This window comes from Hyphomicrobium sp. (assembly GCF_003987855.1).
Lineage (GTDB): Bacteria > Pseudomonadota > Alphaproteobacteria > Rhizobiales > Hyphomicrobiaceae > Hyphomicrobium_B.
The window spans coordinates 86,868-112,058 of the sequence record NZ_RXIZ01000007.1 but is presented as its reverse complement, the minus strand read 5'-3'; the positions used below and the strand labels follow the sequence as shown (position 1 = coordinate 112,058).

The window sequence follows — 25,191 nt, the reverse complement described above, 5'->3', positions numbered from 1 at the left end:
CCACGTGCCACAAGCAATCAACGGAGATCTCAGCGAATGCGCCTAGTTCTAGCGGCAGTTTGTTTGGCTGCGTTATCCGCCGACGCCTTTGCAGCACAGGTGCCCGCGACGTCGACCGTCGATGCGGTGACGGTCTTTCTTTCTGGCGCCGAGGTGACGCGACTTGCGAAGGTGCATCTCGACAAGGGTGAGCACACGATCGTCATCGGCGATTTGCCGGCGAGCGCGGTGCCTGGGTCGATCCGTGTCGAGGGCAGAGCAAGTGGAAAGCTCGATATCGGCTCGGTGGATACGGCGCGAAAACTCTTGCAGCGGGCGGAAAGCGAAGCCGCCGACGCGCAGCGCCGAATGCTTGAAGAGCGCATACAGTCGCTCAAGGATCAGCGATCGACGGTCGAGGGGCAGGCCCTTGCCGCGAAGACGCAGAAAAAGCTGATTGCCAATCTTGCGCAGCTACCCACGCGACAGCCGTCGCAATCGGGACCTGCAACGCCGCTTGACGATTGGCCCAAGGTGTTGGCGCTGATCGCACAGGCGACGACAGATGCCAGCAAGCTGTCGCTCGACGCGGCGCAGAAGATCCGCGACATCGACCGGCAGATCTCAGACGCCGACAACCAGCTCTCCACGCTGGCTCCCGCGCGTACGGAGCAGACGGAAGTTCGAATTCACGTCATTGCGCAGAGCCCGTTGGATGTGGACCTCAGCGTTCGCTACCAAGTACCGGAGGCCCATTGGGCGCCGCTCTATGACGCGCGGCTTCAAACGGGATCGAAAACCGAGCCGCCGAAGCTGGCTCTCGATCGTCGCGGCGCCATTACCCAGCGGACAGGTGAGAACTGGGATGGCGTAGCGATGTCGCTGTCGACCTCGCGGCCGTCCGATGGCTCGTCGGCACCTGAGATCGATACGCAAACCGTCGACTTCGAACCCGAAGCAAGGCCGGTGGCCGCCTCGGCGCCACCACCTGCGCCGATGGCGATGGCAAAGCGCGCAGAGCCGCAGATGGAACTGGGCTTCGACCGGGCGAAAAGCGCCGACGGGGCGATGGAGGCGGAAGAAACCGTCGCTCAACTCAAGGTCGCGCCGTTTGACGCCACGTTCCAGGTGCCGGGTCGCGTCACTGTCGCCAGCACTGGTGAAGCCAAGCGCGTGCTTCTTTCTTCCGAGACAAGCGAACCGGCTCTCGGCTGCCGCTCGGTCCCCAAGCTCGATACGAACGCCTACCTGTACGCGAAAATCAAAGTCGCCAAGGGCACGCCGCTGCTGCCCGGCTCTGCCTACCTTTTCCGCGACGGAACCTTTGTCGGCACGGGCGAATTGCCGCTGCTGCAACCTGGCGAAACCTACGATCTTGGTTTCGGCGTTGACGATCAGGTCAAAGTCAAGCATGCGGTGCTGGAAGACAAGCGAGGCGAGAGCGGCCTCATTTCGACTTCGCACGTCGATAGCCGGAACTTTCAGGTCAACGTGAAAAACCTGCATGAACGGCCGATCGACGTCACCATTCTCGATCGCGTTCCCGTCTCGCAGAACGACGACATCAAGGTTGAGATGACCGGCCGGGTTTCGCCGACGACGCAAAATGTCGATGACAAGCGTGGCGTCCTCGCGTTCCAGGCACGGCTCGAGCCGGATGAGGAGAAGATTCTCGAGTACGGGTATCGGGTGTCTTGGCCGGCGGCGAAGTCGGTCGTCTATGGACCCTGACGGCTCGCGCCGAATTTGGATCAATGGCGGGTATCCCGCGCGGCCCTGGCTCTCGCCGGGGCCAAATCATGAGAAGGCTGAGAAGGTTTAACTACAATGGCGAACGTCGTCGTGGTCGGCGCCCAATGGGGCGACGAGGGCAAAGGCAAGATCGTGGACTGGCTTTCGGAGCGCGCCGACGTCGTGGTGCGTTTCCAAGGCGGCCACAACGCCGGGCACACGCTCGTCATCGGCGACAAGACTTTCAAGCTGTCGCTGCTCCCGTCGGGCGTCGTGAGACCCGACAAGATGTCAGTGATAGGCAACGGAGTCGTCATCGATCCTTGGGCGCTCGTTGCAGAAATCGGCCGACTGAGGGAGCAAGGTATTGCCATTGGGCCGGGCAACCTGCGGATCGCCGAAAACGCCGCGCTTATTCTGCCTTTGCATCGTGAGCTCGACGTCGTGCGGGAAGCGGCAGCTGGAACCGAGAAGATCGGGACAACGGGCCGCGGCATCGGTCCTGCGTACGAAGACAAAGTCGGCCGGCGCGCGATCCGCTTTCAGGACTTGGCGTCTCCAGCGACTCTTGGTCCGAAGGTCGATCGCCTTCTCGCGCATCACAACGCGTTGCGCAGAGGACTTGGCCAGCCGGAGGTCGATAAGGATACGCTCATCGCCGAACTGGTTGAGATCGCGCCGAAGGTCCTGCCCTTCGGGGCGGTAACATGGGAATATCTCGACCAGGCGTGGCGGCAGGGCAAACGCATTCTGTTCGAAGGCGCTCAAGGCGCTCTGCTCGATGTCGATCACGGCACCTACCCATTTGTCACGTCGTCAAACACGGTTGCCGCGCAGGCTGCGACCGGATCGGGAGTCGGGCCACGTCAGGTGGGCTACGTGCTGGGCATCGCAAAGGCTTACACGACACGCGTGGGCTCTGGTCCATTTCCCTCCGAGCTGACGGATGCAATCGGCGAGAAAATCGGCGAGCGCGGCCGCGAGTTCGGCACCGTCACTGGGCGTAAGCGTCGTTGCGGCTGGTTTGATGCTGTGCTTGTGCGTCAGGTGGCGAAGGTCTCCGGCATTGACGGCATTGCGCTGACCAAGCTTGACGTGTTGGACGGCTTCGACACGATCCGCATTTGCGTTGGCTACAAACTCGACGGCGAAACGCTCGACCGTCTGCCGGCGAGCGCGACCGCGCAGGCAGAGATCGTGCCGATCTATGAAGAATTCGAGGGCTGGTCTCAATCGACCTATGGCGCGCGACGGTGGGCAGACCTCCCGGCGCAGGCCATCAAATATGTTCGCCGGGTCGAGGAGCTGATCGAATGCCCGATCACGCTGCTGTCGACGAGCCCGGAGCGCGAGGATACGATTTTGATGAAGGATCCTTTCGTCGCGCAATAGCGATCAGGTTTTGCGCGCAACTGCGTTTGAGAGGGAATATCGCTGAGGGGCTAGCTCGATGTTTTTCGTCGCGTCCAAAGTGATATTCTTCTGTGTTCAGCCGTCGAGCATTGCGTTCCTTTCGCTCTTGCTCGGCGGCCTTTTCATGCGACGCAGCCCGAGGTGGGCGCGGCGATTTCTTGGGGTGGGCTTTGGGATCATCCTGCTTTTCGGATTTCTTCCCGGCGGCAATATTCTGGTGCTCCCGCTCGAAGAACGCTTTGCAACGCACGTCCCGTCTGTCCCGCAGGGTACCGTCAGCGGCATCATTCTGCTCGGCGGCTTTGAAGATATTTCGATCACTCGTGCCCGTGGAGGGCTCGCGTTAAACGAGGCAGCCGAGCGTCTGACGGAAGCCCTACGGCTTGCGCGCGAACTTCCCGATGCAAGAGTCATCTTTACGGGGGGCAGCGGCTCGCTGTTCGGTCATGGCGGCGTTGCCGATGCGGTACGGGATTTTTTCATCGATGCAGGTATCGCGCCCAATCGCATTCTCATTGAAAGCGACGCGCGCAATACCTACGAGAACGCTGTGCTGACAAAACGGCTGCTGCACCCAGAGCCAGGGACTCGCTGGATCCTCGTCACCTCGGCCTATCATATGCCGCGATCGGTCGGTGTGTTCCGGGAAGCAGGCTATGACGTGATACCTTTTCCCGTCGACTTCAGAACCAGGGGTAGCCAGGACGCTTGGCGGCCCTTTGACAGCATCGCCGCTGGATTGCAGCGCACGGATCTGGCGGTGAAGGAGTGGATGGGTCTTCTAGCGTACTGGGTTACCGGGCGAAGCTCGGCATTGTTTCCCTCTGCGTCAGAGAAGAGCTAGACGCCGTCCCGCCAAGTCTGCCGGACAGACAATCCTCTCGCCACAGCGCCTCTCTGGCCGGCGCAAGGAACTAACCTTGCCCCCGCTCTGTTGGAAACCGCGAGTTGTGGCGAGGAGACGTACAGTGCACGAGATCATCTATCTGATCGGGTTAATCGTGGTCATTTCGTTTCTTCTGAGCCTTGTTGGTTTCAGGTGATCGGAGGAACGTTATGGCGGACGTAATTGAGATCGAGGCGGGCACCCCGTCGGAATCGTTTTTGAGTTGGCGCGGGATTCTCGCCGGGGCAGCCGCCGGATCGGCGGTGTCGCTCGTTTTGATCTCGCTGGGAGTGGCGAGCGGACTTTCGCTTTTGTCCCCGTGGCCTGGGCAGTCGTACTCGGGCCTTGCAGCCAGTGTTGCCGCGCTCTGGGGATTGATCGCGACAATCGGATCCTTCCTCGTGGCCGGTTTCGTGGCGGCGCGGGTACGTCCGCGTGTGGCTGAGGTGCCGATTAACGAAGTCGAGTTCCGTGATGGTCTCCAAGGCATGGTCACGTGGGCGGTGTGCGTACTGATCGGCGGGATGATTGCGGCCAGCGCTGGCGGAGCTGCGCTCCACGCGGGCTCGTCTGCGGTGGCCAAGTTCGCCGATCGAAATTCTTCGAGCCCGCTTTCGGGGATGATCTCGACGCTTGCTGCTCCTGCGGAAGGGAAGACCGCGACAGCTGCTCCGATCCTCACCACTGACGAAACCCGGACGATCGAAGCCGTGTTCATGAGATCGTTCGGACGTGACGGCGGTTTGGCTCCGAAGGACCGGACGTTCGTCGCCAATATCATTGCACCAAAGGCCGGCATTCCGGTTTCAGATGCCGAAACCCGAGTCGATACCGCCTATGCCGACGCAATGGCAGCGCTCGATAAGGCGAAAAAGGCGACGGAGCTTTCCGGGCTGCTCACAGGCATCGGTCTGCTCATCGGGCTTGGTGCGGCATGGTACGGCGGCATCCGCGGTGGCAAGAGCCGCGACGAGAGCACGTCCTCTCGGTTCAGATTTTCCGGATGGTGATCGCTGGAAACGAGATCACTCGCCCAAAATAATGCGGGGTTTGCGCCTTGGTTTTGGAAGCGTCGGCAACGGTGGTCCGAAGAGCGGTTGGACGAGATTATAATTAGGGCCCGCCGCTCCGCCGCTGCCGCTGCCGTTCCAGCCGGAATCAGGTCCCAGCATCGTATCGGGAGGCAGGGTCGGGCCGCGACGGTCGACAGGGGCAAACGGCACGTCACCGGCCGCCGCGCGAGGACCAGATCCGGAGCGGGGATGCGCTACAGCTGGAACGAGCGACACCACCAGGAGGGCTGCCGCACCTGCAAGGGCGAGAGGCTTCATCGTGCTGTCCTTTTAGTGTCCAAGGCGCCGGATCCAGGATCGCTTTTCGCTGCAACATTAATGCGAGCTGGCACCGTGGGAAAGGCCGTCCGGCCTTATCCTCCGAGCTGCTGCTTTAATGGCACATGCAATAGATCTGCCGCAGCCTAACGCCAAATCGCGTCGGAACCGTTAAAGCGGTGTCCGGCAAGACTTAGAAGGACGCAATCGGGGTCGTAATTGCCCCGATGTCTATGATGCCATTGAACGACGTGGAGCTTCCCTGAAGGATCTGAACCACGGGGGAGGTCGAGGCCACATTGGAATTGTTGATATCGTACATGGCTGAGAATTGAGTAATGAGCTTGTTGAGCTTGGTCGGGTCCTGAAGGTCGGCCAAGTTTAACTTCTTGGTGATCATCTTTGCTTGTGTGTCGATGTCGGCTTGCGACATCGCGGTCGATAAACCGAGCGCCGTCTGGGTGAACTGGAGAAGGGCCTTGTCGGCGAGAAGCTGGTACGGCGAGGTGATGTTCGGAGCCTTGTTCAAGAAGTAAAGCGCCAAGCGGAGGCCATCGCTTTGATCGCCGGCCTGGGTTTCCATCGTTTGCTCGAGGTAACCGTCGGCGGTTGCCACCCTCTGGCTGCGGTCCTGCACCTGCTGCTTCGGTACTGATAGGGTTTTGCCATCCGTTCCGAAATTATAGGCGACCGCGAGATCCCGATAGGCAGCGTTCTCGGGTTGATTGATGAAGCTCTTGGGATCAAGCGGATCGCTGGTGAGGATCTTGCGCAGGTCCGAGGTCGAAAGGTTCGCCGTCTTTAGCCCGTACGCATCAAGCGCATATTTGACCAGCCTGTTGTCCTTCAGGAAGTCATCGACATTCGTGATGCTTGCCATCTTCGTTGCGTAATATGTCGTTTCGGTCTGCGCAGCCGTCTGTTGCAGGGTCGCTGTTGCGCCATCGGCAACCACGCCGCCGTTATGCGTGGTATAGAGCGCGCCGGTTGAGATGATGTTGTTCTGGGTCTGCGCTGTCGGTGCGGTCTTGGAGTTGCCATCGGCGTCGAAATTGAAATCGGACGCGAGCTTAATGTAGGCGGCGTTGTGCGATTGGCGCGCAAAGCTGCTTGGATCGTTCGGATCGCTCTCGAGGATCTTCTTCAGCGTGTACTTTGTCATCGTCGAAGAGTCGAAGCCGTACGCATTCATGATGAAGTTGTAAGCGGTCGACTTCAGAAGGTCATCGACCGTCTTCACGCCCGCTAGCGCGCTTTTGTAGGATGTCGTCGCGCGGTCGTTGGCCGCTTGAAGAGCGTCATCATAGGTATTCGAATAAAGGCCGATCACGGAATTCGTTTGATCCGCCGTCTGAGCCGATCCGTTCACGCTTCCATCGGCATTGAAGTTGAAGGCCGCTGCGAGCTTCTCGTAAGCGGCATTCGTTTGCTGGTTCGCGACGCTGTTGGGATCGGAAAGATCGCTTGTCAAAATCTGTCTGAGGGCAGTGTTCGATTGCAGCAGCGGATTGAGACCGAATGCCGTCAGGGCCACGTCCCTTAGGGCGTTGTTATTGAGTAGATCGTCGACGGACGTGATGCTCGAGATCGCGGCCTTGTAGTACTGCGTCTTGTATGCCGCGGCGGCCGGCGTCGCGCTGGTCCCGGTGGCATTATAGTATTGATAGACGGTCTTCGAAATGTTGGCCGACGATTGCGCCGTTCCGTTCACGGTGCCGTCCGTATTGAAATTGAATGCCGCGGCAAGCGATTGGTAGGCGGAATTATTGAGCGTGTTTGCCGTGCTGTTGGGATCGGACAGATCACTGGTCAGAACGGCTCTAATGGTTGCGTTCGACACGCGATCGGGATTGAGACCATAAGCGGTGACCACATACTTCAAGAGCCGCGCATTCGACATCAGTTGGTCGACGGACGTGATGTTCCCAATTTGCGACTGATAATAGGTGGCCTCAGTCGAAGCTGCAGCGCCCTTGTTGACCTGGGTCTGCGAGTAAAGGCCGATCGTGTCGTCCTCTTCAGTTTGGGTCTGGGGGACAACGTCTTGCGGCGCCACGGTTCCGTCGGTGGAAAACTGGAAAGCCTTTGCGAAGGCCAAAAAGCGTGGGTCAGTGAGCTTGTTGACGAACGAGTGCTTGTCCGTGAGATCGCTTGTCAGGACCTTCTTCATGAAGGCTTTCGCGTAGGCCATGTCGCTCAAGCCATAAGCGGACATGGCGTACGAGAAGAGGCGTGTGTTGTTCAGGAAGTCATCGACAGACGTCACGTTACCGATGTTGTTCTGGTAGTAGGTCGCCGCGTTGGCGACGTCGGTCTGTACGCCGATACGAGAAAGGGTTTGCGGCAGGTTCGCAGCGTAGGTCCTGTAGAGGAGATACGTCGAGGTCATAATCAGCCTTCCGCTGCGCGTGCCTTGGAGATCCTTAAACTCTCGGACCCTCAGCTTGCGCGAGCCTGCATAAGTAAGCGTGCGTGATACAACTCACCGGGCCATTACCGCCGCGCGGAATCGTCGGATGAATCGGTTACGACGGCGTTACGATTGTGTGGCGCGGACGCTCTTGGCAGCGATTTGTGCGCGAGCCTCGGCCTGGGGTTCGGCAGCGATGATGCCGCGGTAATTCGAGAGGGCATCGGCAACCAGCTCGCAGGCGAGGATGCGCTGGGGATTGACCGGGCCGGGAAAGACGATCTGGCCCATAGGGACGGGCTTGAAGCCGAACCTCCCATAATATGGCTGATCGCCTACCAGCACCATGAGCTTGGCGCCTCCCGTCTTCGCCGCCGCGAGCGCGTCATGGATCAACGTCTTGCCCAGCCCTAGGCTGCGGTGAGCGCCATCAACAGCAACGGGGCCCAGGAGAACGGCGCCAGATTTTCCACCGATGCTTATCTCGGTGTTCCGGATTGACGCGATGATTGTCTCTCCAAGGCAGGCGACCAGGCAGAACCTCGAGAGATGGCCTTTGCCTTCGCGCACGCGGTAAGCCGACCGTGCGAAGCGCCCGGGTCCAAAGACGCGTGCGTGCAGCTTAGATATCTCGACGATATCGGCAGGCGTCGCGGGGCGGATGACCAATGGCGGAGACATGAAGGCGGATCGCGTACCGAGGGATGGAGAACAAAGCAGGCCGGGGCTTCTATCACACCTGCGAAATTGTGCGATCCTGAAGTAAGCGGCGAATCCGCTCGGCCTGCTCTCCTGCCGTATCGCCGGGCAGTGCCTTTTCCGGGAAGAACCGCCTTGGTTCGCCTTCCCAACCCGTGATCGGCCGCCAGTTTCGCACCAGGTAGGAGCCGGTTTGTCCGTTGGCTCCGGCGGCGTGAAAAAATGAAAGCTGCGGCTGGCCGTTAACCTCGATGCCGGCGGCTTCTCGCAGGACCCGGCGCAATGCGCTCTCGAGATTTTCGTTTTCGCGCACGTTTCCCCGGGGCAATTCCCAGTTGCCGCCATTTTCCTCCCGAACCATAAGCACACACCCGGCCTCGTCCACGACACAACCTTCAACTGATAAGCTCAGGCCGCGAACGAGACGCCAATAGCGCTGGAAGGCGCGCACGACCAAGCGGCCAAGTAGCGGTATGTCTTCTTTCAACCGGCTTCCTCTTCATTCGCGCGTCCGGTGCTGGACAATGACGCCTTATGGCGCTGTTCTGACTACGCCGTTTGCAACATTACCCAGCATCTCTCAATGACCGAAGCATTCACTCTGGCGCATTTTTCCGATGTTCACTTGCCGCCAGTCCTCGGGGCACCTTGGTCCTATTGGAATGCGAAGCGGGTTCTTGGCTCGGCCAACTGGTTGCGAAAGCGCAAGCGGGTGCATCGCGCCGCCGTGGCCGACACATTGATAGCCGATGCTAAAGCCCTGCGGCCGGATCATATCGCGATCACAGGGGATCTGATCAATCTTGGCCTGCCGATGGAATATCAATCGGCACTCACCTGGCTGAAGTCCGTCGGCGCGCCCGCGGACGTGACCGTCGTCCCCGGCAATCATGATATCTATTCGAGCCTCCACGGCGAACCCGGCGTTGCGCGGTGGGCGGAGTACATGGGAGGCGAGAACGAGACGCTGGCCTTTCCGTTCGTGCGGCGTCTCGGGCCGGTGGCACTTGTCGGATTGAATTCGGCGGTGGAGACGCCGCCGTTCTATGCGAGCGGTAAGCTGGGACGGCATCAGCTGGAGATCGCCGGAGAGCTTCTCCGCGATCTCGGAGAAGAGGGATTGATCCGCGTCGTGCTGATCCATCACCCGCCGTTGCCGCATTTGGCGTCGGCACGCCGGGGGCTCACGGATGCAGCTCATCTCGTGCATCTCTTGGAGCGGGGTACGGCGGAACTCGTGCTTTACGGACATAATCATCGCACGCGTGTCGATTGGCTGCCGGCGCGTGAGGGTGCCATTCCGATTGTGGGCATAGGTTCGGCATCAGCAGGTGTCGTCCATGGCGACGAGCCTGCCGCGAGCTACAATCTTTTCACGTTCTTCAAGAGCGGGAATGGCGTTCGAATCCGCCACATCGTGCGCGGCATCGAGGGCGAAGACTCTTGCGTGCGAAAAATCAGCGAGACAATTCTCGAAGCGCCGAAACGATGAGCGGCACATCGGCTTTGTCATAATCCGCTATGACTAGCGGCCAAATGCCACGCAATCGAGTGACTTCAAGCGCGTGCCGCATCGTGACGCGTCTTCGACTTTCGTCGCCGCCAGTATGCTTATGCGATGAGCAGCGTTTGTGAAGATCGCCCAGATGATGGACGCGCAACGCCGACGAGTCTGTGTAACATTCGCACGCTAGTGAATAACCTGGGTGAAAGCCTGTCGTTCTGCCGCGGCGTCAATGACACAAGCTCGCCGCGAGCGGTAATGATATGGAATCGCGCTGGCTTTCGTCCGTAGGGGCCTGCGGGGAGCACTTCATTTGGCTAAACCTGTCGAGATCAATCTTGCCCTTCAGGGCGGCGGAGCGCATGGCGCCTTCACCTGGGGCGTACTCGATCGTCTGCTCGAAGATGAAACGCTGCATTTCGGTTGGATCAGCGCGACAAGCGCCGGCGCCGTGAACGCCGTCGCTCTGGCCGCCGGCTTAGCGGAGGGGTCGCGGGCCAAGGCGCGCGAAAAGATGTTCAAGATCTGGCATGCGATCCATCAGGCGGGCGTGCCGGACCTCACGCGCCTCAATCCGTTTCTCAATGGTTTGGTGCGGCCTTCGCAATTGACGACGCATTTGGCGTCGATGCTCTCGCCGTATGAGTTCAATCCTCTCGGGTTCGATCCGCTCCGTCGACTGATTACCGAACATGTCGATTTCGATCTCATCCAGTCGAAATCGCCCGTGGAGCTCCTGATCGCCGCAACCCACGTGGCGACGGGCAGGGCACGCCTCTTTCGACACAGCGAAATCTCAATCGATGCGGTGCTTGCTTCGGCGTGTCTGCCGGTGATGCACCATGCGGTGGAGATCGAGGGACAGGCATACTGGGATGGCGGGTTCTCAGCTAATCCCGATCTCGTCACACTTGCGAGCGAGAGCCCCATCAGCGACACGCTCCTGGTCATGGTCGCGCCCAGGGTGAACGAGCACCTGCCGCGTACGGCGCGCGATATTTCAAACCACGCCAACCGGCTGACGTTCAATGCTCCGTTGCTGCGCGATATCGAGATCGTGACGGCGGTGCGCGAAACTTCGGGGGCGATGCTGGCGAAGGGGCGCCTCGCGCCGCTCTGCCGTCATAGATTTCACCTGATCGACGGTGGACCAATCACGGGAACGCTCAATCCTGAGACGACGCTCAAGCCGGACTGGGACATGATCACCTATCTCCACGGGGCGGGGCGCAATCACGCTGAAAAGTGGCTGGAAGTCGCACGTTCGGCCGTGGGTCGGCTCGAAACGGTCGATCTGGCAAACTATTTCTGTCCACCAGTGGAAGACGGGATACGGTTCCGATCCGTCGCGGCATCGAAGCGGCCGGCACAGCGGCGCGGGGCGGCGACAAAGCGCGCCAAGCCCGGCTGAGAGCTTGGCGGCGAAGCTCGATGCAAGAGGTAGGGCAACTATTGTCGCGTCGAACCGTTGGGACCTTATGAACGAGGTTCCTTCCATGTTCCGACCCTTGCGTATCGTCACTGCCCTAATGGTCGCTCTTCTGGTGCCGATCCTCAGTGCGGCCACCGTATCGGCTGAGCCGACGCCAACACGCCTCGCATTCCTGGGCGTTCTGCTGCAGAACGATAATGAAGGCTTGGAGCCGACCACCGATGCCGAGCAAAGCCGAATGGCGGCAATCGGCAAGCAATTCACATCAACGCTCGCAGCCTCTGGCCACTATGAGATCGTACAGGTGCCGGAGGAGATGCTGTCCAAGGTCAATCGGGGTCAGCCGCTCGGTCATTGCGGCGGATGCGAGGCCGATTACGGCAGGACGCTCAAGGCCGACCGGGTGGCGTGGATCGTGGTCCAGAAGGTCTCGAACCTGATCCTCAATATGAACGTCTACGTCGCCGACGTGGCGAGCGATAAGTACGTCTACATCAAGAGCGTCGACATTCGCGGCAACACGGACCAGTCCTGGTCGCGGAGCTTGAAGTACCTGCTCGACAATTATTTCTTTGAGCAGAAATCATAGGTCTTGCCGGCCAACGTCAGCCGACGAGGTGCGCGTAACCCTCGGTGACCGTTTCATCAAGCAGACGCTTGTATTCTTCGTACGCCGAAACCTTCGGCGTGATTTCGCCTAATGGACAGCCATCGAAGTTCTGGCGCTGGGCGTAGAGGATAGCCGTCGCCACGGGAATGAATGAGGCGCGCTGCTTATAGAGCGTCGTGATGATGCCGCGCATCTCGCCGGCGCGATCGAGTTGGGAAACCACCACCATGCGCATTGCACCCTTCGTCAGGGAGACGAGGTGGATGAAACTGGCTGAAGCGGGAATGTAAAGCCGGCCGCGGTGCGCATAGGATGCGTCAGGGCGATCGCGTTCCTGGAACAGAAGGCTCGGCCATTCCGGGTCCCAACTGATGTCGGTGCGGTAAGCCACGATCGTGTCGGGCAGGGAGAAGGACCGGCGAAGCGTCAGATAGCTGCCGATGTAGTGATCGACGGCCGCCTGAGTGTAAGCGCCCATATAGATCGGCGCGATGCCGCCGCCATGGCCCTTGAGCTCGAGCGGGCCGTTGACGCTCTCCACCGCGACCGTTTCGCCATGCCAGGCATCGCGCAGGCCGTGAAAGTCGAGGCCCAGCACCATGCACACATCGAAGAGTGTTTGATCGCGTACGGAACGCCCGCCGAGCAGGTTCTGAATCGTCTTCTCGTGGCAGTCGGCGGCATCGGCAAGTTCGGCTTGCGTCAACTTCTTCTCGACCATCGCGGTCTTGACGCGCTCGAGCGCCTCGGAGCGCGTGGTGGCGGGCGGGAGCGGGACGGCAGCTTTCTTCATGACCAAAGGATGTGAGTGGAGCGGGCGCGGCCGCCGTTGCTGGAAATTACCGATTTTTACCGATTGGAAGCAATCGGAATCCGAGGTCATTTTCCGCCTTCTTCCGATTGCCGCCCGCTAGGGGTTAACGGCCTCATCTTTCGGTTCGGAATTGGGCACTCTTCCTGACGTCGCCGCTGGGGCGATGCCGCACTTGGAGTAAGTGCGAACACGAAGAGGGGCATCATGTCGGATACGGTTACCTTGAAATTGGCGGCGGGCGTTTCGGCGGCGGCGCTGTTGGCGCTGGCGGCCATGGCGACGAGTGTTCGTCCAGCAGGTGCGCAGGAGTTCGACTGCCGGGATGCCCGCTACGCATCCGAGCGGGCGATCTGCGGGAGTGATCGCCTCTCTTCGCTTGATGAGCGCATGAACGCGCTCTACGCCGATCTGAAAGCTGCCTATGGCAATCGTTATCAACGAAATGACCTGAAGACCTACCAGCGGCAGTTCCTCGATGCGCGCGATAGCTGCGGCCGTGACACCGAATGCATTCGCGGCGCCTATCTTGACCAGATCAGCGTGCTGGAATCCCGCCTTGAGGAGGCTTACCGGCGCAGCGAGCGCTGAGCGACGTTCTCGACAAGATGGGGCTCAGGGGCGGGCGCGGGTACGGCACTTCCCGGAACGTCCCGATCGACCACCTCGAGCTTGACGGCGGCGAGCCCCTTGTCGGTAATGCGCAAATCCTCGGCAGCACGTTGTGAAAGGTCGATGACCCGTCCAGGCTTGAACGGGCCACGATCGTTGATGCGGACAATGATACTCTGTCCCGTATCAACACGCGTTACCCGCACTCGGGTGCCGAACGGCAGGGTCCTATGGGCAGCTGTCAGGTCGGCAGGATTGAAGGTCTCGCCCGTCGCCGTCAGCTTGCCTTTGCCGTAATACGAGGCAAGTCCGTCCATGCTGTGCGTAATTGGGACCGATGTAGGCGTTGCGGCTTTTTTCTGCGCCGCGAACGACGGCTTCAAAAACGTGATCTTGGCCTGCCAATGATCAAACTGCGGGGATGCCGCTGCGGGCTTGGGCGGGTCGGCTGCGGTGACGGTCGACCATGTGCCCACGGCGGCCGCAACGGGCGCTGCGGGGGCGGGTGGAGACGTCAAACCGGCGAACGAAGCTTGGGCGTCGGACAGGGATTGGGCCTGAGACGAAACCGCTGCGGAGCAAATGGCCGGAGTCGTCAATGCAAAGATATAAGCAACGCGAATGCTTCGGCGCACGCAAATTCCCCCCGGAACTGTCCCCGAACGTTTAGCGAGTATGACGATTCCAATGGCGAAAAAACGTCGGGAGACGCTGCTTATCAACGCCTCCCGAGGAGAATTCAGAGCATAAACCTCTGATTAGTTCAGGACTTGCAGCGAAACCCGGGCAACGCCCGCGCCCGTCATGCTGATCGCCCGGGCAGCGCCGCGGGAGAGATCGATGACGCGGCCGCCGACGAACGGTCCACGATCGTTGATGACGACGACGACCGACTGGCCGTTCGACTGGTTGGTCACGCGGACGCGCGTGCCGAACGGCAGAGAACGATGGGCAGCCGTCAGGCCATCGGGATTGAAGCGGGCGCCCGATGCGGTCTGCTGGCCCTGCCAGTAGTAGGATGCCATGCCGCCGCCGGCGCTGCCGCCGCCGCCGCTCGCATAGTGGCGTTTACGCGACGCACCCTGTGCATAGTTCTTCCGGGACGTCTTATAGGCGTACCGGGAGTTCGTGTGCTTGTGGTACGACTTGTAAGAAGATTGGCGATACACCGTCTTGGCTTTGTGATGCGAGCTGCACGCGTAGCGTGATCCTTCGCACCTGGAATGGGCGTCTGCGGGCATGGCAGCAGCCGTGATCCCCACCAACGCAATTGCCGCTGCGGCAAACGTCGAACGCATAGTGCACTCCTTCATCTAGGAGCAGCAGTGGTTTCGGGTCGAATGAGCGGTTTCCCCCGCCGTGATCAGCTGACTTCGGCGATCACGGATCAACCGCCTCGGTGGCGGCACCGTTCTTCAAGTTGGGAGAAAGTAGCCCGTAGTTGGAAACCCCAGTGTGACCCGTAACTGAACTCCAGAACCCAGTTCTTACTGCTGCTCGTGCTGTTGACTGGGGTTAACCCCCGTCCTGGCAGAGCGCAACGAGCACCGCTGGAGCTCTGCGGTCAACCCATGGATGCTATCTCATTTTAACCATAATTGGTAACTCTCGGAAAAGTATCGTCAATTTTAACTGCACTTTTAGGTTGCGCGACGCCAGGTCGCAGAATTCGACGGATGTTGACGGAACGAGAACCATAACGCTGCCGATCGGCAGATTTCGTTTACCAAACAATTAACTACGATGGGTTCTTTGGGAAGGCGTTTCAGCCGACCGCTTGTCCGCGTGTGGAGAGGCGATGGTGGGCTTCCGCTCGCGCTTAAAGCCAACCCTTCCTCTTGAAGTAGATGAAGGGCACCAGGCCTGAAATGAACATCAGGACAAGAGCCATTGGATATCCGTAGGGAAAATCCAATTCGGGCATGTTCTTGAAGTTCATGCCGTAGATCGATGCGACAAGCGTCGGCGGCATCAGCATCACCGCCATCACCGAGAACAGTTTGATGATCTGGTTCTGCTCGGTGGAGATCATGCCGAGGGTCGCATCGAGAAGGAAATTCGTGCGCGAAGACAGGAACCGCATGCTCTCCATCAATGACAGGATGTCGTGGTTGGAAGCTTCGATACGGCCGACCACGCGCGGGTCGTCTTTGCGTTCGCGCGCGGCATTGGCGAAGTAGAGCGACAGGCGATGCAGCGAATTGGCACTTTCCTGGGCTCGGGCGATGATGTCGCCCTCCTTTCCCACTGTCCGCAGTAACACGTCGAGACGGCGGTTATGGGAGTTCTGACCCTTTTGGCCAAATACGAGCGGGGCGATACGCTCAACCTCGTCCTGCACGCGCTCGATGAGGTCAGCTTCCCTTTCGATAAGCATCTCCACCAGCCCGACCATGACGCCTGCACCCGTCACGCAATCGACGTCACCTTTTGCGGCGCGGGCGACATAAATCGGAAAAGCGCGCGGTTCCGCATACCGCACAGTGATCAGATGGACGCCGGATAGGATAAAGGTGATGACCGATGTCAGCGGCACTTCCTGGCCGTTGTGGTGCAGAATGATGCTGGTCATGTAGTAGGCGCCGTTTTCGGTATAGAAGCGGTTCGAGGCTTCGATCTCGCGCATCTCGGACCGGGTCGGAATTTCTATGCCGAGCGCCTGCTCGATAACTTTATCTTCGTCGTCACCGGGGTTTACGAGGTCAATCCAGACCGCCGACGCAAGATCACCCATATCGCCGCGCTGGATCAGCTTGCTGCCTACGGCGTCATAGACCGTTATCATTGATCAACCTCATTGCGTCATGCGTGGGGACTGGATCGTCCGATATCATCAGGCGGAAGGCATTTTCACGACGTTTGGCCGTGGGCAACTCTAGCAAATAGCCGAGTTTGGGTTCGGTCCGTTTGTCCACGGGCCGTAAGTCCGATATGACGGCTTGGCTTTCCAATTGGAGCGATTCTCATGTCTTCACGAATGATGATCGTCGCAGCGACGGCTGGCGCAGTCCTCGGCAGTCTCGCGCCCGCGGCGGAGGCTGAAATTCCGTGCAAGAATGGGTTTCAGCTCGTCCAGGGCTCGTGGTTGTCGACGCCCTATTGCCAGGATGCGCTCGTCGCGCAAGTGGCGCGCGAATACGGGTTCTCGGCGTCAGCCGCGGAAGTTCGGAACAACCCTATGGTGAAGCAGCGGCTGTGCCGGTTCGTCGGTCAGGACATCCGGATCAAGGAGACCTGCAGCGAGGTCACGCCTGTTCCCGGCCGCGGCTTCTACTAATAAGCCGGCGAGGACAGCGCAGGGACAATGCGGAAATGGTGATGATCGCCGAAAGCGAACATCACCGCGTGTATGCCCGAAAGCTTAGATGTTAGCCGAGGTCTGGGGTGACTTCGCTCACGTCCTTCGCGCGGCGAACGCTGCCGTCGAATTGAGCGCCTTCGTCGATCGACAGCGTCTGCTTGACGATGTCGCCGTCGACGCGTGATGTCGCGTTGAGGTTCACCGATGTGCCCTTGAGAGCGCCGCTCACCTCTCCCTGGACTGTGATGGTGCGGGCGGTGATCGTGCCGACGACGCTGCCTGTCTCGCCGACCGTGACGGTCTCACCGTGAACGTCGCCTTGGATATGTCCGGCGATTAACAGCGAACCTTTGGTCTTGATGACGAGCTGTTGGCCGGAAATCGTGATGTCCTGACCGAGGACAGAGGTTGGAGCATCGATAGATGCGGCCGCGGATTGCTGCTGGATGGGCGAACCGAAAAGCGGCGGAGCCGGCGTCTTGATTGGCGTCATCGTAGGGATCGATGGTGCTTGCGGCGTCAAAGTTTTAGCTGGCTCTGCAACGCGAGGATCCGGCGTCGCTACGCGGTTGAACATCTCTATACCCCCAACAAAAAAAGAACTGCTTTGGCCCGTCCCGCTCAAGCAGTCTCATCACGCGAGTTTGGGTACATTATGTCCAAGTCGGCCGGTAGGCCAGGATTGTTTCAGCTCCTATTCGTCTCTCCGCCAACGAGATTTTGCCGGACGCAGGTCATGAAATGCCATCATAAAGAAGCGGGCCGCCGGTCGGGCAGCCCGCGATGTTATTCCTTGGTTTGGCTGAGGCGCCTAGCGCCAAAGATCAACGAAAGGCGCCACCACATGCGTGCCGTGCCGACCGCTGTAGACGTGTGCGAACGGGGCATCGACCACCGTGCGGCGGCCGCTCTCGACTCGCGTGAACGGCGCCCGGACGACGTTGCGTCCGCCATAGTAGCGCCGGTGATAGCGTCCATCATAACGGTCGCCGACCGTAATGACGCCGGACTGATGGCTGGATATCCCGGCTTTGGCGACCGGCAACGCGTTTGCGGCCGAACCGCAGAAGACAGCTGCAGAGGCTGCAATTGCAGCGGCGAGGCTACGAGAAAATGCCGTCATGACAATACGGTTCCTGTTCCTGTTCTTACGGCGTCGAAACGCCGGAATGCACTTTTGGTTCGCAATGTTCCATGCGGCAAAAGCCCGGACAATGCCTAATATGCTCGTTTTGATCCAATCAGTGACGCCGTAATGCGACGGATCCCAGAATTTTCAACGCTGGGCTTTCGAGCGGGAGGGAGTCTGCTACCTTCAGTTAACAAAAAACGGGAGGACGACATGGTCATTCGCCGGGCGGGGCTTGCCATTTGCTGGATAGCGCTTCTCGGGTTGCCCCCCGCGTTCGCAGAGGAGGTCGCGACTTGCCCGCGCGCCGGAACGCTCGGTGTGTCGCGGACGGTCGAGATCGATACGACCGGCGGCCCCGGCTTCGGAATGGAGCACTACAAGGCCTATGACTTCCTGCAGGACAAGGAAGTGGTCCTGACGTTCGATGATGGTCCCCAGAAGTACACCACTGAAGCCGTCCTCAAGGCGCTCAACGACGAGTGTGTGAAGGGGACGTTCTTCTCCATCGGCAAGATGGCGCTCGGCTATCCGGAGATCATTCGCGAGGTGGCCAAGGCCGGGAATACGGTCGGCACCCACACCTGGAGCCATAAGGCCCTCGCGAAGCTCAAATCGTTCGATGATGCCAAGGACGAGATCGAGCGCGGCGTCAGCGGCGTGCATCGTGCCGTCGGCGGCGCCGTGGCACCATTTTTCCGCTTTCCGACGCTCGTCGATACGCCAGAGGCAGTCGCTTATCTGGGAAAACGCAACATCGCGATCTTCTCGACCGACATCGACAGCTTCGATTTCAAGCCGCAAACGGCTGATCACCTCGTGAAGTCGGTGATGCAAAAGCTCGACAAGCGAGGCAAGGGCATCATCCTGATGCACGACATCCATAAGACGACCGCGAAGGCCGTCCCGATGCTGCTCGCCGAGTTGAAGGCCAAGGGCTACAAGATCGTGCATATGACGGCCAAAGGTCAGGTCACGACGCTGGCCGAATACGATCAGGCGATCGAAAAGGAAGCCAAGGGCCTGCCTCAGGTCGGCGCCGAGCGCCCGGTATCGAGCATCGTAAAAACGGTTGGAGGCACTCCGCCGACCAGCGAGGCTTCATCTGCGGGAGGAGAGCCGGAAGGATTGCCGTCAGCGCCGACTCCAGATGCGGCATCTGCAGCTCCACCGGTGCCGTCCGTTCCTTCGTTCCCCGTTGCGCCGAAATCTTCGGAACCCTCCGCGGCTCCGGCGACGCCGGGCAAGCAGTCCGCTGTCGAGGCCGTGCCGGCAACGATAACCGCGAGTAAATCGGCAGACAGCAAGCCTGTTCCATCACCGGCTCCTGCTTCGGCGGCTCAAGCTTCGCCTGCGCCATCGCCCGTCGTCAGCGTTGCCGCGGTTGATTCACCGGTCAAAACCGTGGGTGGGTCGCACGCGACTATTTCTGAGACCCCGGCGAGCTCTCCTGTGAGCACCGTCGACGTCGCCAGCGCAGCGCACGCGACGCAGCCGCCGAAATCGATCTCGGAGAAGCTGAAGGAAACCTGGAAATTCTGGTTCGGCGAATAGACGTTTCGCCATTCTGGTAAAAAGAAATGGACGGCACTGAAGTGCCGCCCATTTCTTTTTGGACGCCCTGTAAGGCCCCCCCGGGCCCGCCGCAAACCAAGTTTTTTGTCCGAGCGCATGACAGCGCAGTGACGCATTTCTTGGGCGCTCGCCACATGCTGACGCTGATAATCAGCGCATGGCGTTTCCGGCATCACGTGGGCTTGTTCCCCTCAGCCGACCCCCCGATCGACTGCCCACGCTCGCGAGGCTATGTGAGCTTCCGGAGTTGATCCACCGAAAACGAATCAAAGCGGGTTGAATCCGCCTGCCTGTTGCGTTCCGGATACAACGAAGGGAATACTCAGTCCCCGGATGATTGAGCTGTGGATTGACGTGCACTCCGGAAAAAAGAAAGGGCCGCTCGTGAAAGCGGCCCCGTGAGATCATCGTTCTGAAAGCGGAGTGCAAACCTGCCGCTTAGGTCTTAGGCGCACTCCAGGAGAGTTCCGGATGCAAGCCTGAGCGACCACGACATCGTCCGCCTCAAGATCCCACTCGACATCGGATCACCTCCTCTCTGTTGTTGAAAGATAGATAGAGGCTCGCATTGTTCGGCCGATTTGAAAAGCCGTCGTTTCATGACGATTTGTTAAGCCCAGCGTCAGCTTATTTGCTGACGCAACTTGGATACGGCGGTTTCTCGTTTGGTACGATCGGGCACAGGCGTATCGGTGCGAGCCGGTCGAGGCGCGATTTCCATTTGCTCTCGTCGATGGTGAGGTTCTCCGCGTTCGACGGCGTGCGTTCCGCCCATTGGACGGTGTAGACGTCGGTCTTGCCCTTGATGGCAACGATGAGTGCAGTCTCGCTGTGCTGTTCAGCGCTCGCACCGACTTTGCCGCAACTCGCGATCGCTACGAACGCGTCCTCTCCGCTGATGCTTGTTGGTCCAAGCGGCTTTACCGCGAACGTGGTAGGGCAGGCCTTCTGGAAGCCGGCTGCTAGCTGAGCCGCGAAATACTGTGCAGCCATGCCCGGCTTTTCCGCGAGACCTTTCGCGCCAGTTACGGTGATCATCTGAGACCACTTGTCGACGGTCTCACCTTTCAAGACGGCTTCGCGAATGTAGCTGCCCGCGGTGGGCTGCTCGAAGACGGTCACGAAGTCGGAGGGCAGCGTAAACATCACGAGCTGCCCGAAGATGGGCGAGATGACGGTCGGCGCTGGGGCGGCATCGCCTTGTCCAGGATTTTGAGCATTTGCCAGTGCGGGCAGTGCGCAAAGGAGAGCGAATAGGGTCAGCAGCGATCGCATGCAACACCTTCCTGTTTTCGAGAAGGCCTATCCTGTCGTTGTGACCACAGTCGGACTGTGGCCCTTAAGCTTGGCTGATGGCCTCGTGGATCGCGCGGCAATGACGAACGAGGTTCTCGTGCGCAACGACGAATTTTTTCAGCGGGGTGTCGATATCGTAGAAATAAATGTTGGCGACGAAGCCATAGATGGCTGCGTCTATGCTGGACGGCGATGGGCCATGGACGAATACGCTCTCGGGGACCAGATTGGCCAGCACCTGAAGGTCTTCCAGGCCGCGCCCCATGGCATCGTCCGGTTCATAGCGGCCTATTCCCTGATAATAGTAGCGCTTGGCATTGAATTCTTTGGCCGCCATCAGGCCTTCTGCCGTCAATTGCGGGTGTTCGCGTAAGAGCGCATCGCGAAATTGCTCCCAGTAGCGCCCGTCCTTCCAACGCGAATAAGACATCACCCAATAGAGATCGTCGAGCAGGCGGGAGACGAGAAGATCTGTGTCGCGTTGGTCCGGCGTCAGCGCCGCGTCTAAGACAACGCCGTACTTGCGTTCGACGAATGCGATGATGGCGCTGCTGTCTCCGACCGTATCGCTGCCGTCGACGATATAAGGGAGCTGTCCACGCGGCGCAGAAGACGCATCGAATATGTGTTCTTGTCGGAACGCGACGCCCGCGAGCTTCAGAAACGCATAGACCTTGAGGCCGTATCCGTTGTTATCGGCGACACCGAACAGCGTCGGATAAGAATATAGCGTCAGCATTATCTCGAGGCTCCAGTCGCTCAACTCCGATGCGAACGCATTTCCATGGCCCGGCCGAAACCGGCCAGCAATGTGCCGAAAGCAAATAACGCCAGCACGATGTATTGGAGATTGTCCTCGACGCCTTCCTTCGCGATCATGAAGTCGGAGATATCTGCGTCCGACGTCTTGAAACGGCTTAGGGTCTCGTCGCGCGCGGCCTGCGCCCCAGCGATCTTTTCCGGCGGCGCATTGACGGCTTGCAGCACCTCGATGCGATTATCGTAAATGGCTTTGATCTGGACTTGGGCCGATTGCTGGGTGCTGAACGCCGCGAGCCGCCATTCGATCTCGCGCTTCAAGGGATCGAGGTAGAACATCTGCATCGCGGTCGATCCGAGAAGCAGGAAGATCCCGAACAATTCGCCGAGCTGATAAATCTTCAATCCCATGGCAATCCCCCTCAATTGCCCGCGATTCCATGTTTTCGACTGCCGTTATCGCGGTGCTATTTCCGCATGATATCCGCAATTCGCGCTACATATCCATCGAGAGAGCAGTTCTGTACGGCCCATTCGCGATTTCGTTCACCGATTTGCTTGAGGTCAGCACGCTGTTCGGTTTCGCGCATGGCTTTCGCGAGCCCCTGCGGATCGGCGACGTCGACGACGTAACCGAGGGGACCGTCGAGGTAGTCCGAGATCCCGCGTGAGCGGCTGACGATGACCGGTTTGCCCATGGCCATCGCCTCGACGAGGCCGGTGACACCGGCCGCATACGAAACATCATTGACCGGGACCACGATCGCGCGCGCCTCGGCATAGTAGCGCCGGAGCTCATCGAACGGCACGCGAGGCATCAAGTGGTAGTTCTTCGGGCGGTTGCGATCGGCAGCTTCGCCCGCGATACCGCTTACATGGAAGCCATGACCGAAGACGAAGACGTCGCTCTCGACTTGCGCAGCGGCTTTTTCGAGGGTGGCGTAGTCTCTGTTTTCTGCCCCTGAGGCGACGAACGATTTTCCATCCGCACTAAATGTGGGTGAGAAGTATTTGTCATCGATCCAGTTCGCGACGTTTATCACTTTATCGGGCGGAATGCCGGCGTCGATCAGCGCTTGGCGTTGGGTCGAGCACACCGTTATGAGAGCAGCGAAGGGGCGATGGCCCATCACGCGAAGCACGCGCGACCACATCGGCGTGAAGTTGTGAACGACGCAGACAATGCGCTCGCGGGAAAATCTGAGCGCCAGAAACAACGCGAGCCTGAATCCCACTTCTTCGCCGGTGACGTAGACCCGCTTGTAACGGCCGATGCGCAGCGCCATGTCGGCGGCCGATCCCCAGGCCGGACGGCTTTGAAAAATGCGAGTGAACCAGCTGCCGCGACGCGCGGCGGCCGAGGTATAGGACGACACGTCGGCGTTCAGCGCCGTCGCGATCTCCACGAACTCTTTTCGTGGGCCATCTTCGCGGCGAAAGCCGGCCAATTCGTCGACGAACTTGCCCTTCGCCAAAAGAACCGCAAAATTCAAAGACGCCCCTCCGAGACAGTCGAATCCCGAGGGCGACTATAAGCCAGCGATATTAAGAAACGGGCTACTTAGGCGCGGTTTCTTTATCGTTGGTAAGCAGAGAAGGGGCCTGATCGATGTATAGGGCGCCTCCCATCTCGCGAAATTTGGCGCTCATTTGCGCCATTCCGGCGTCTGCCGATGCGATGTCGGGGCCAGCAATGGATCGCAACGCCGGATCGTTCAGGGTTGCGGCATAGTCGCGGACGTCCTGGGTGATCTTCATCGAGCAGAATTTCGGGCCGCACATCGAGCAGAAGTGCGCGACCTTGTGGGCGTCCTTCGGCAGCGTCTCGTCGTGGAACGACATCGCCGTGTCGGGATCGAGCGACAGATTGAACTGGTCCTGCCAGCGGAATTCAAACCGCGCGCGTGAGAGAGCGTCATCGCGAAGCTGCGCAGCGGGGTGCCCCTTCGCCAGGTCAGCGGCGTGGGCCGCGATCTTGTAGGTGATGACGCCAACCTTCACGTCGTCGCGGTTGGGAAGCCCGAGGTGCTCTTTCGGCGTAACGTAGCAAAGCATCGAGGTTCCGAACCAGCCGATCATCGCAGCCCCGATGCCCGACGTAATGTGGTCGTAGCCCGGCGCGATGTCCGTCGTCAGCGGTCCAAGGGTATAGAACGGAGCTTCGCCGCAGGCTTTGAGCTGCTTGTCCATGTTGGCCTTGATCTTGTGCATCGGCACGTGGCCGGGGCCTTCGATCATGACTTGGCAGCCCTTGTCCCAGGCGATCTTCGTCAACTCGCCCAGCGTTTCGAGTTCGGCGAACTGGGCGCGATCGTTGGCGTCGGCGATCGAGCCGGGACGAAGACCATCGCCGAGCGAGAACGACACGTCGTACTTGCGCATCAGATCGCAAATTTCATCGAAGCGCTCATAAAGGAAGCTTTCCTTGTGATGCGCCAGGCACCACTTCGCCATGATCGAGCCGCCGCGAGAAACGATGCCCGTCACGCGGTTGGCGGTGAGCGGCACGAACGGCAGGCGCACACCGGCGTGAATGGTGAAGTAATCGACGCCTTGCTCGCACTGCTCGATCAGCGTGTCGCGATAAAGTTCCCACGTCAGTTTGACCGGATCGCCGCCGCATTTTTCCAGGGCTTGGTAGATCGGAACGGTGCCGATCGGCACGGGCGAATTGCGAATGATCCATTCGCGCGTGGTGTGGATGTTGCGGCCGGTCGAGAGGTCCATCACGGTGTCGGCGCCCCAGCGGATCGCCCACACCATCTTCTCGACTTCCTCTTCTACCGACGACGTCACGGCCGAGTTGCCGATGTTGGCGTTGATCTTCACGAGGAAGTTGCGGCCGATGATCATCGGCTCCAATTCGCCGTGATTGATGTTGGCCGGAATGATGGCGCGACCGCGCGCGATTTCCGAGCGCACGAATTCCGGCGTGATGTGTTCGGGGATCTCGGCCCCGAAGCTTTCGCCGTCGGCTAATGCATCTTTGGCTCGGGCCAATGCTTCTGCGCGGCCGAGATTTTCGCGATGCGCGACGTAGACCATTTCCTTGGTGATGACGCCGGCGCGGGCATATTCGAATTGCGTCAGCGGCGACATTGAAACCGCTCTTAGCGGCTGATGCGCGATCGGGAAGACGCGCGCGGCGTGGGCTCCGGAAACGTTGCCGTTGTCTTCGGGCTTTACGTCCCGGCCATCGTAGGCTTCGGTGCCGCCGCGTTCGGCGATCCAGGTGTCACGGATGCGGGGCAAGCCCTTCGCTACGTCGATCGCGGCGGCCGGATCGGTGTAGGGGCCGGAAGGGTCGTACACGCGGAACGCGGGTTCGTTGACATCGGTGAGGGCGATCTCGCGGAAAGGAACGCGAACATCGTCGTGGCCTTCGGGCGATGAGAAAACTTTCGTCGACGCGCTCAAAGGTCCGACCGTGACTTTCGGTGCTTGAATATCGGCGGCGCGCGTGGGCTTGTTCATAGCGATGGCTCCTCTCGGCTGCCGCCTTTCAAGGCGTACAGCGACGACGACGCGCGCGAAGGCGCTAGACAGCGTTGTCCGGGAAAGGTGCGGATGTGGCGTGATCCACAACGTATCCGTCCCTTCGCCGGCATAACCCGGATCAGGTTCGAAGGGTGCTCGCGCTCATTACGCGATCTCAGCCGGACAACCGGCGCCCCTCGGAATAACGATGGCATTGTCGCGCCGATAGCCGCCGA

Annotated in this window: 25 protein-coding genes and 1 riboswitch; of the genes, 10 read left to right on the top strand and 15 right to left on the bottom strand. The window is 59.8% G+C overall.

Annotated features, from left to right (window positions below; all coding sequences use genetic code 11):
• The first annotated feature begins 36 nt into the window (after positions 1–36).
• The 4 genes from EKK30_RS05815 (at position 37) to EKK30_RS05800 (ending at position 5,019) form a co-directional block, all read left to right on the top strand.
• Positions 37–1,710, top strand: coding sequence for a mucoidy inhibitor MuiA family protein (locus EKK30_RS05815; protein ID WP_290981618.1), 1,674 nt, complete (start codon positions 37–39; stop codon positions 1,708–1,710).
• Between the two features lie 96 nt (positions 1,711–1,806).
• Entirely contained in the window at positions 1,807–3,102 is a 1,296-nt protein-coding gene (locus EKK30_RS05810; protein WP_290981615.1) for an adenylosuccinate synthase, read from the top strand.
• A 58-nt stretch (positions 3,103–3,160) separates the two neighbouring features.
• Positions 3,161–3,967, top strand: coding sequence for a YdcF family protein (locus tag EKK30_RS05805; protein WP_290981612.1), 807 nt, complete (start codon positions 3,161–3,163; stop codon positions 3,965–3,967).
• Between the two features lie 212 nt (positions 3,968–4,179).
• Positions 4,180–5,019 (top strand): hypothetical protein, encoded by an 840-nt coding sequence (locus EKK30_RS05800; protein WP_290981609.1) that lies wholly within the window; start codon positions 4,180–4,182, stop codon positions 5,017–5,019.
• Between the two features lie 15 nt (positions 5,020–5,034).
• Here the strand turns inward: EKK30_RS05800 and EKK30_RS05795 are convergent, their stop codons facing one another.
• The 4 genes from EKK30_RS05795 to EKK30_RS05780 form a co-directional block, all read right to left on the bottom strand.
• Positions 5,035–5,340 carry a hypothetical protein gene (locus EKK30_RS05795; RefSeq protein WP_290981606.1) on the bottom strand — a complete coding sequence of 102 codons (306 nt, stop codon included), beginning with the start codon at positions 5,338–5,340 and terminating at the stop codon, positions 5,035–5,037.
• 193 nt (positions 5,341–5,533) lie between these two features.
• On the bottom strand, positions 5,534–7,729 hold the full coding sequence (locus EKK30_RS05790) for a DUF1217 domain-containing protein (RefSeq protein WP_290981603.1): 2,196 nt from the start codon (positions 7,727–7,729) through the stop codon (positions 5,534–5,536).
• 147 nt (positions 7,730–7,876) lie between these two features.
• Positions 7,877–8,431, bottom strand: a complete 555-nt coding sequence (locus tag EKK30_RS05785; RefSeq protein ID WP_290981600.1) for a GNAT family N-acetyltransferase — start codon at positions 8,429–8,431, stop codon at positions 7,877–7,879.
• Positions 8,432–8,483: 52 nt separating this feature from the next.
• Positions 8,484–8,900 (bottom strand): NUDIX domain-containing protein, encoded by a 417-nt coding sequence (locus EKK30_RS05780; RefSeq protein WP_290981597.1) that lies wholly within the window; start codon positions 8,898–8,900, stop codon positions 8,484–8,486.
• 132 nt (positions 8,901–9,032) lie between these two features.
• Between EKK30_RS05780 and EKK30_RS05775 the strand changes: the two genes are divergently transcribed.
• From EKK30_RS05775 to EKK30_RS05765, 3 genes are all read left to right on the top strand, one after another.
• The gene (locus EKK30_RS05775) at positions 9,033–9,941 is read left to right on the top strand and encodes a metallophosphoesterase (RefSeq protein WP_290981595.1); all 909 of its coding nucleotides are present in this window, start codon (positions 9,033–9,035) and stop codon (positions 9,939–9,941) included.
• A gap of 325 nt (positions 9,942–10,266) precedes the next feature.
• Positions 10,267–11,364: a patatin-like phospholipase family protein gene (locus EKK30_RS05770; protein WP_290981592.1), complete on the top strand. Its 1,098-nt coding sequence runs from the start codon at positions 10,267–10,269 to the stop codon at positions 11,362–11,364.
• A gap of 85 nt (positions 11,365–11,449) precedes the next feature.
• Positions 11,450–11,974, top strand: coding sequence for a DUF3280 domain-containing protein (locus EKK30_RS05765; RefSeq protein WP_290981589.1), 525 nt, complete (start codon positions 11,450–11,452; stop codon positions 11,972–11,974).
• Positions 11,975–11,990: 16 nt separating this feature from the next.
• Here the strand turns inward: EKK30_RS05765 and EKK30_RS05760 are convergent, their stop codons facing one another.
• Positions 11,991–12,878, bottom strand: a complete 888-nt coding sequence (locus EKK30_RS05760; RefSeq protein ID WP_290981586.1) for a helix-turn-helix transcriptional regulator — start codon at positions 12,876–12,878, stop codon at positions 11,991–11,993.
• 135 nt (positions 12,879–13,013) lie between these two features.
• On the opposite strand from EKK30_RS05760, the gene EKK30_RS05755 reads away from it, so the two are divergent.
• Positions 13,014–13,397 (top strand): lysozyme inhibitor LprI family protein, encoded by a 384-nt coding sequence (locus EKK30_RS05755; RefSeq protein WP_290981583.1) that lies wholly within the window; start codon positions 13,014–13,016, stop codon positions 13,395–13,397.
• Here EKK30_RS05755 and EKK30_RS05750 read toward each other — a convergent pair.
• From EKK30_RS05750 to EKK30_RS05740, 3 genes are all read right to left on the bottom strand, one after another.
• Positions 13,376–14,053 carry a septal ring lytic transglycosylase RlpA family protein gene (locus EKK30_RS05750; RefSeq protein ID WP_290981581.1) on the bottom strand — a complete coding sequence of 226 codons (678 nt, stop codon included), beginning with the start codon at positions 14,051–14,053 and terminating at the stop codon, positions 13,376–13,378. The genes EKK30_RS05755 and EKK30_RS05750 overlap by 22 nt on opposite strands.
• A 123-nt stretch (positions 14,054–14,176) precedes the next feature.
• Entirely contained in the window at positions 14,177–14,716 is a 540-nt protein-coding gene (locus EKK30_RS05745) for a septal ring lytic transglycosylase RlpA family protein (RefSeq protein WP_290981578.1), read from the bottom strand.
• Positions 14,717–15,237: 521 nt separating this feature from the next.
• On the bottom strand, positions 15,238–16,203 hold the full coding sequence (locus EKK30_RS05740) for a magnesium transporter CorA family protein (RefSeq protein WP_290981575.1): 966 nt from the start codon (positions 16,201–16,203) through the stop codon (positions 15,238–15,240).
• 180 nt (positions 16,204–16,383) lie between these two features.
• Here EKK30_RS05740 and EKK30_RS05735 point away from each other — a divergent pair, with 180 nt between their 5' ends.
• Positions 16,384–16,695, top strand: a complete 312-nt coding sequence (locus EKK30_RS05735; RefSeq protein ID WP_290981572.1) for a hypothetical protein — start codon at positions 16,384–16,386, stop codon at positions 16,693–16,695.
• 91 nt (positions 16,696–16,786) lie between these two features.
• Here the strand turns inward: EKK30_RS05735 and EKK30_RS05730 are convergent, their stop codons facing one another.
• Positions 16,787–17,296 (bottom strand): polymer-forming cytoskeletal protein, encoded by a 510-nt coding sequence (locus EKK30_RS05730; protein WP_290981570.1) that lies wholly within the window; start codon positions 17,294–17,296, stop codon positions 16,787–16,789.
• 234 nt (positions 17,297–17,530) lie between these two features.
• Entirely contained in the window at positions 17,531–17,842 is a 312-nt protein-coding gene (locus EKK30_RS05725; RefSeq protein WP_290981568.1) for a hypothetical protein, read from the bottom strand.
• Positions 17,843–18,061: 219 nt separating this feature from the next.
• Between EKK30_RS05725 and EKK30_RS05720 the strand changes: the two genes are divergently transcribed.
• Complete coding sequence (locus tag EKK30_RS05720) at positions 18,062–19,402, top strand: polysaccharide deacetylase family protein (protein WP_290981565.1); 1,341 nt, start codon at positions 18,062–18,064, stop codon at positions 19,400–19,402.
• Positions 19,403–20,050: 648 nt separating this feature from the next.
• On the opposite strand, the gene EKK30_RS05715 is transcribed toward EKK30_RS05720, so the two are convergent.
• From EKK30_RS05715 to thiC, 5 genes are all read right to left on the bottom strand, one after another.
• A complete protein-coding gene (locus EKK30_RS05715; protein ID WP_290981562.1) occupies positions 20,051–20,698 on the bottom strand; it encodes a hypothetical protein in 648 nt (215 codons plus the stop codon).
• Between the two features lie 64 nt (positions 20,699–20,762).
• The gene (locus EKK30_RS05710; protein WP_290981559.1) at positions 20,763–21,458 is read right to left on the bottom strand and encodes a glutathione S-transferase C-terminal domain-containing protein; all 696 of its coding nucleotides are present in this window, start codon (positions 21,456–21,458) and stop codon (positions 20,763–20,765) included.
• A 20-nt stretch (positions 21,459–21,478) separates the two neighbouring features.
• Positions 21,479–21,889 carry a hypothetical protein gene (locus EKK30_RS05705; protein ID WP_290981556.1) on the bottom strand — a complete coding sequence of 137 codons (411 nt, stop codon included), beginning with the start codon at positions 21,887–21,889 and terminating at the stop codon, positions 21,479–21,481.
• Between the two features lie 56 nt (positions 21,890–21,945).
• Positions 21,946–22,971 carry a glycosyltransferase family 4 protein gene (locus tag EKK30_RS05700; RefSeq protein WP_290981553.1) on the bottom strand — a complete coding sequence of 342 codons (1,026 nt, stop codon included), beginning with the start codon at positions 22,969–22,971 and terminating at the stop codon, positions 21,946–21,948.
• A 64-nt stretch (positions 22,972–23,035) separates the two neighbouring features.
• Positions 23,036–24,952, bottom strand: a complete 1,917-nt coding sequence (gene thiC / locus EKK30_RS05695; protein WP_290981550.1) for a phosphomethylpyrimidine synthase ThiC — start codon at positions 24,950–24,952, stop codon at positions 23,036–23,038.
• 102 nt (positions 24,953–25,054) lie between these two features.
• A riboswitch (TPP riboswitch) is annotated at positions 25,055–25,163 on the bottom strand.
• Positions 25,164–25,191 lie beyond the last annotated feature (28 nt).

Bases quoted from the DNA above. Each gene is read 5' to 3' on its own strand.
- EKK30_RS05815 (WP_290981618.1), top strand. From the start codon at position 37: ATGCGCCTAGTTCTAGCGGCAGTTTGTTTGGCTGCGTTATCCGCCGAC.
- EKK30_RS05810 (WP_290981615.1), top strand. From the start codon at position 1,807: ATGGCGAACGTCGTCGTGGTCGGCGCCCAATGGGGCGACGAGGGCAAA.
- EKK30_RS05805 (WP_290981612.1), top strand. From the start codon at position 3,161: ATGTTTTTCGTCGCGTCCAAAGTGATATTCTTCTGTGTTCAGCCGTCG.
- EKK30_RS05800 (WP_290981609.1), top strand. From the start codon at position 4,180: ATGGCGGACGTAATTGAGATCGAGGCGGGCACCCCGTCGGAATCGTTT.
- EKK30_RS05795 (WP_290981606.1), bottom strand. From the start codon at position 5,340: ATGAAGCCTCTCGCCCTTGCAGGTGCGGCAGCCCTCCTGGTGGTGTCG.
- EKK30_RS05790 (WP_290981603.1), bottom strand. From the start codon at position 7,729: ATGACCTCGACGTATCTCCTCTACAGGACCTACGCTGCGAACCTGCCG.
- EKK30_RS05785 (WP_290981600.1), bottom strand. From the start codon at position 8,431: ATGTCTCCGCCATTGGTCATCCGCCCCGCGACGCCTGCCGATATCGTC.
- EKK30_RS05775 (WP_290981595.1), top strand. From the start codon at position 9,033: ATGACCGAAGCATTCACTCTGGCGCATTTTTCCGATGTTCACTTGCCG.
- EKK30_RS05765 (WP_290981589.1), top strand. From the start codon at position 11,450: ATGTTCCGACCCTTGCGTATCGTCACTGCCCTAATGGTCGCTCTTCTG.
- EKK30_RS05760 (WP_290981586.1), bottom strand. From the start codon at position 12,878: ATGACCTCGGATTCCGATTGCTTCCAATCGGTAAAAATCGGTAATTTC.
- EKK30_RS05755 (WP_290981583.1), top strand. From the start codon at position 13,014: ATGTCGGATACGGTTACCTTGAAATTGGCGGCGGGCGTTTCGGCGGCG.
- EKK30_RS05745 (WP_290981578.1), bottom strand. From the start codon at position 14,716: ATGCGTTCGACGTTTGCCGCAGCGGCAATTGCGTTGGTGGGGATCACG.
- EKK30_RS05740 (WP_290981575.1), bottom strand. From the start codon at position 16,203: ATGATAACGGTCTATGACGCCGTAGGCAGCAAGCTGATCCAGCGCGGC.
- EKK30_RS05735 (WP_290981572.1), top strand. From the start codon at position 16,384: ATGTCTTCACGAATGATGATCGTCGCAGCGACGGCTGGCGCAGTCCTC.
- EKK30_RS05730 (WP_290981570.1), bottom strand. From the start codon at position 17,296: ATGTTCAACCGCGTAGCGACGCCGGATCCTCGCGTTGCAGAGCCAGCT.
- EKK30_RS05725 (WP_290981568.1), bottom strand. From the start codon at position 17,842: ATGACGGCATTTTCTCGTAGCCTCGCCGCTGCAATTGCAGCCTCTGCA.
- EKK30_RS05720 (WP_290981565.1), top strand. From the start codon at position 18,062: ATGGTCATTCGCCGGGCGGGGCTTGCCATTTGCTGGATAGCGCTTCTC.
- EKK30_RS05715 (WP_290981562.1), bottom strand. From the start codon at position 20,698: ATGCGATCGCTGCTGACCCTATTCGCTCTCCTTTGCGCACTGCCCGCA.
- EKK30_RS05710 (WP_290981559.1), bottom strand. From the start codon at position 21,458: ATGCTGACGCTATATTCTTATCCGACGCTGTTCGGTGTCGCCGATAAC.
- EKK30_RS05705 (WP_290981556.1), bottom strand. From the start codon at position 21,889: ATGGGATTGAAGATTTATCAGCTCGGCGAATTGTTCGGGATCTTCCTG.
- thiC (WP_290981550.1), bottom strand. From the start codon at position 24,952: ATGAACAAGCCCACGCGCGCCGCCGATATTCAAGCACCGAAAGTCACG.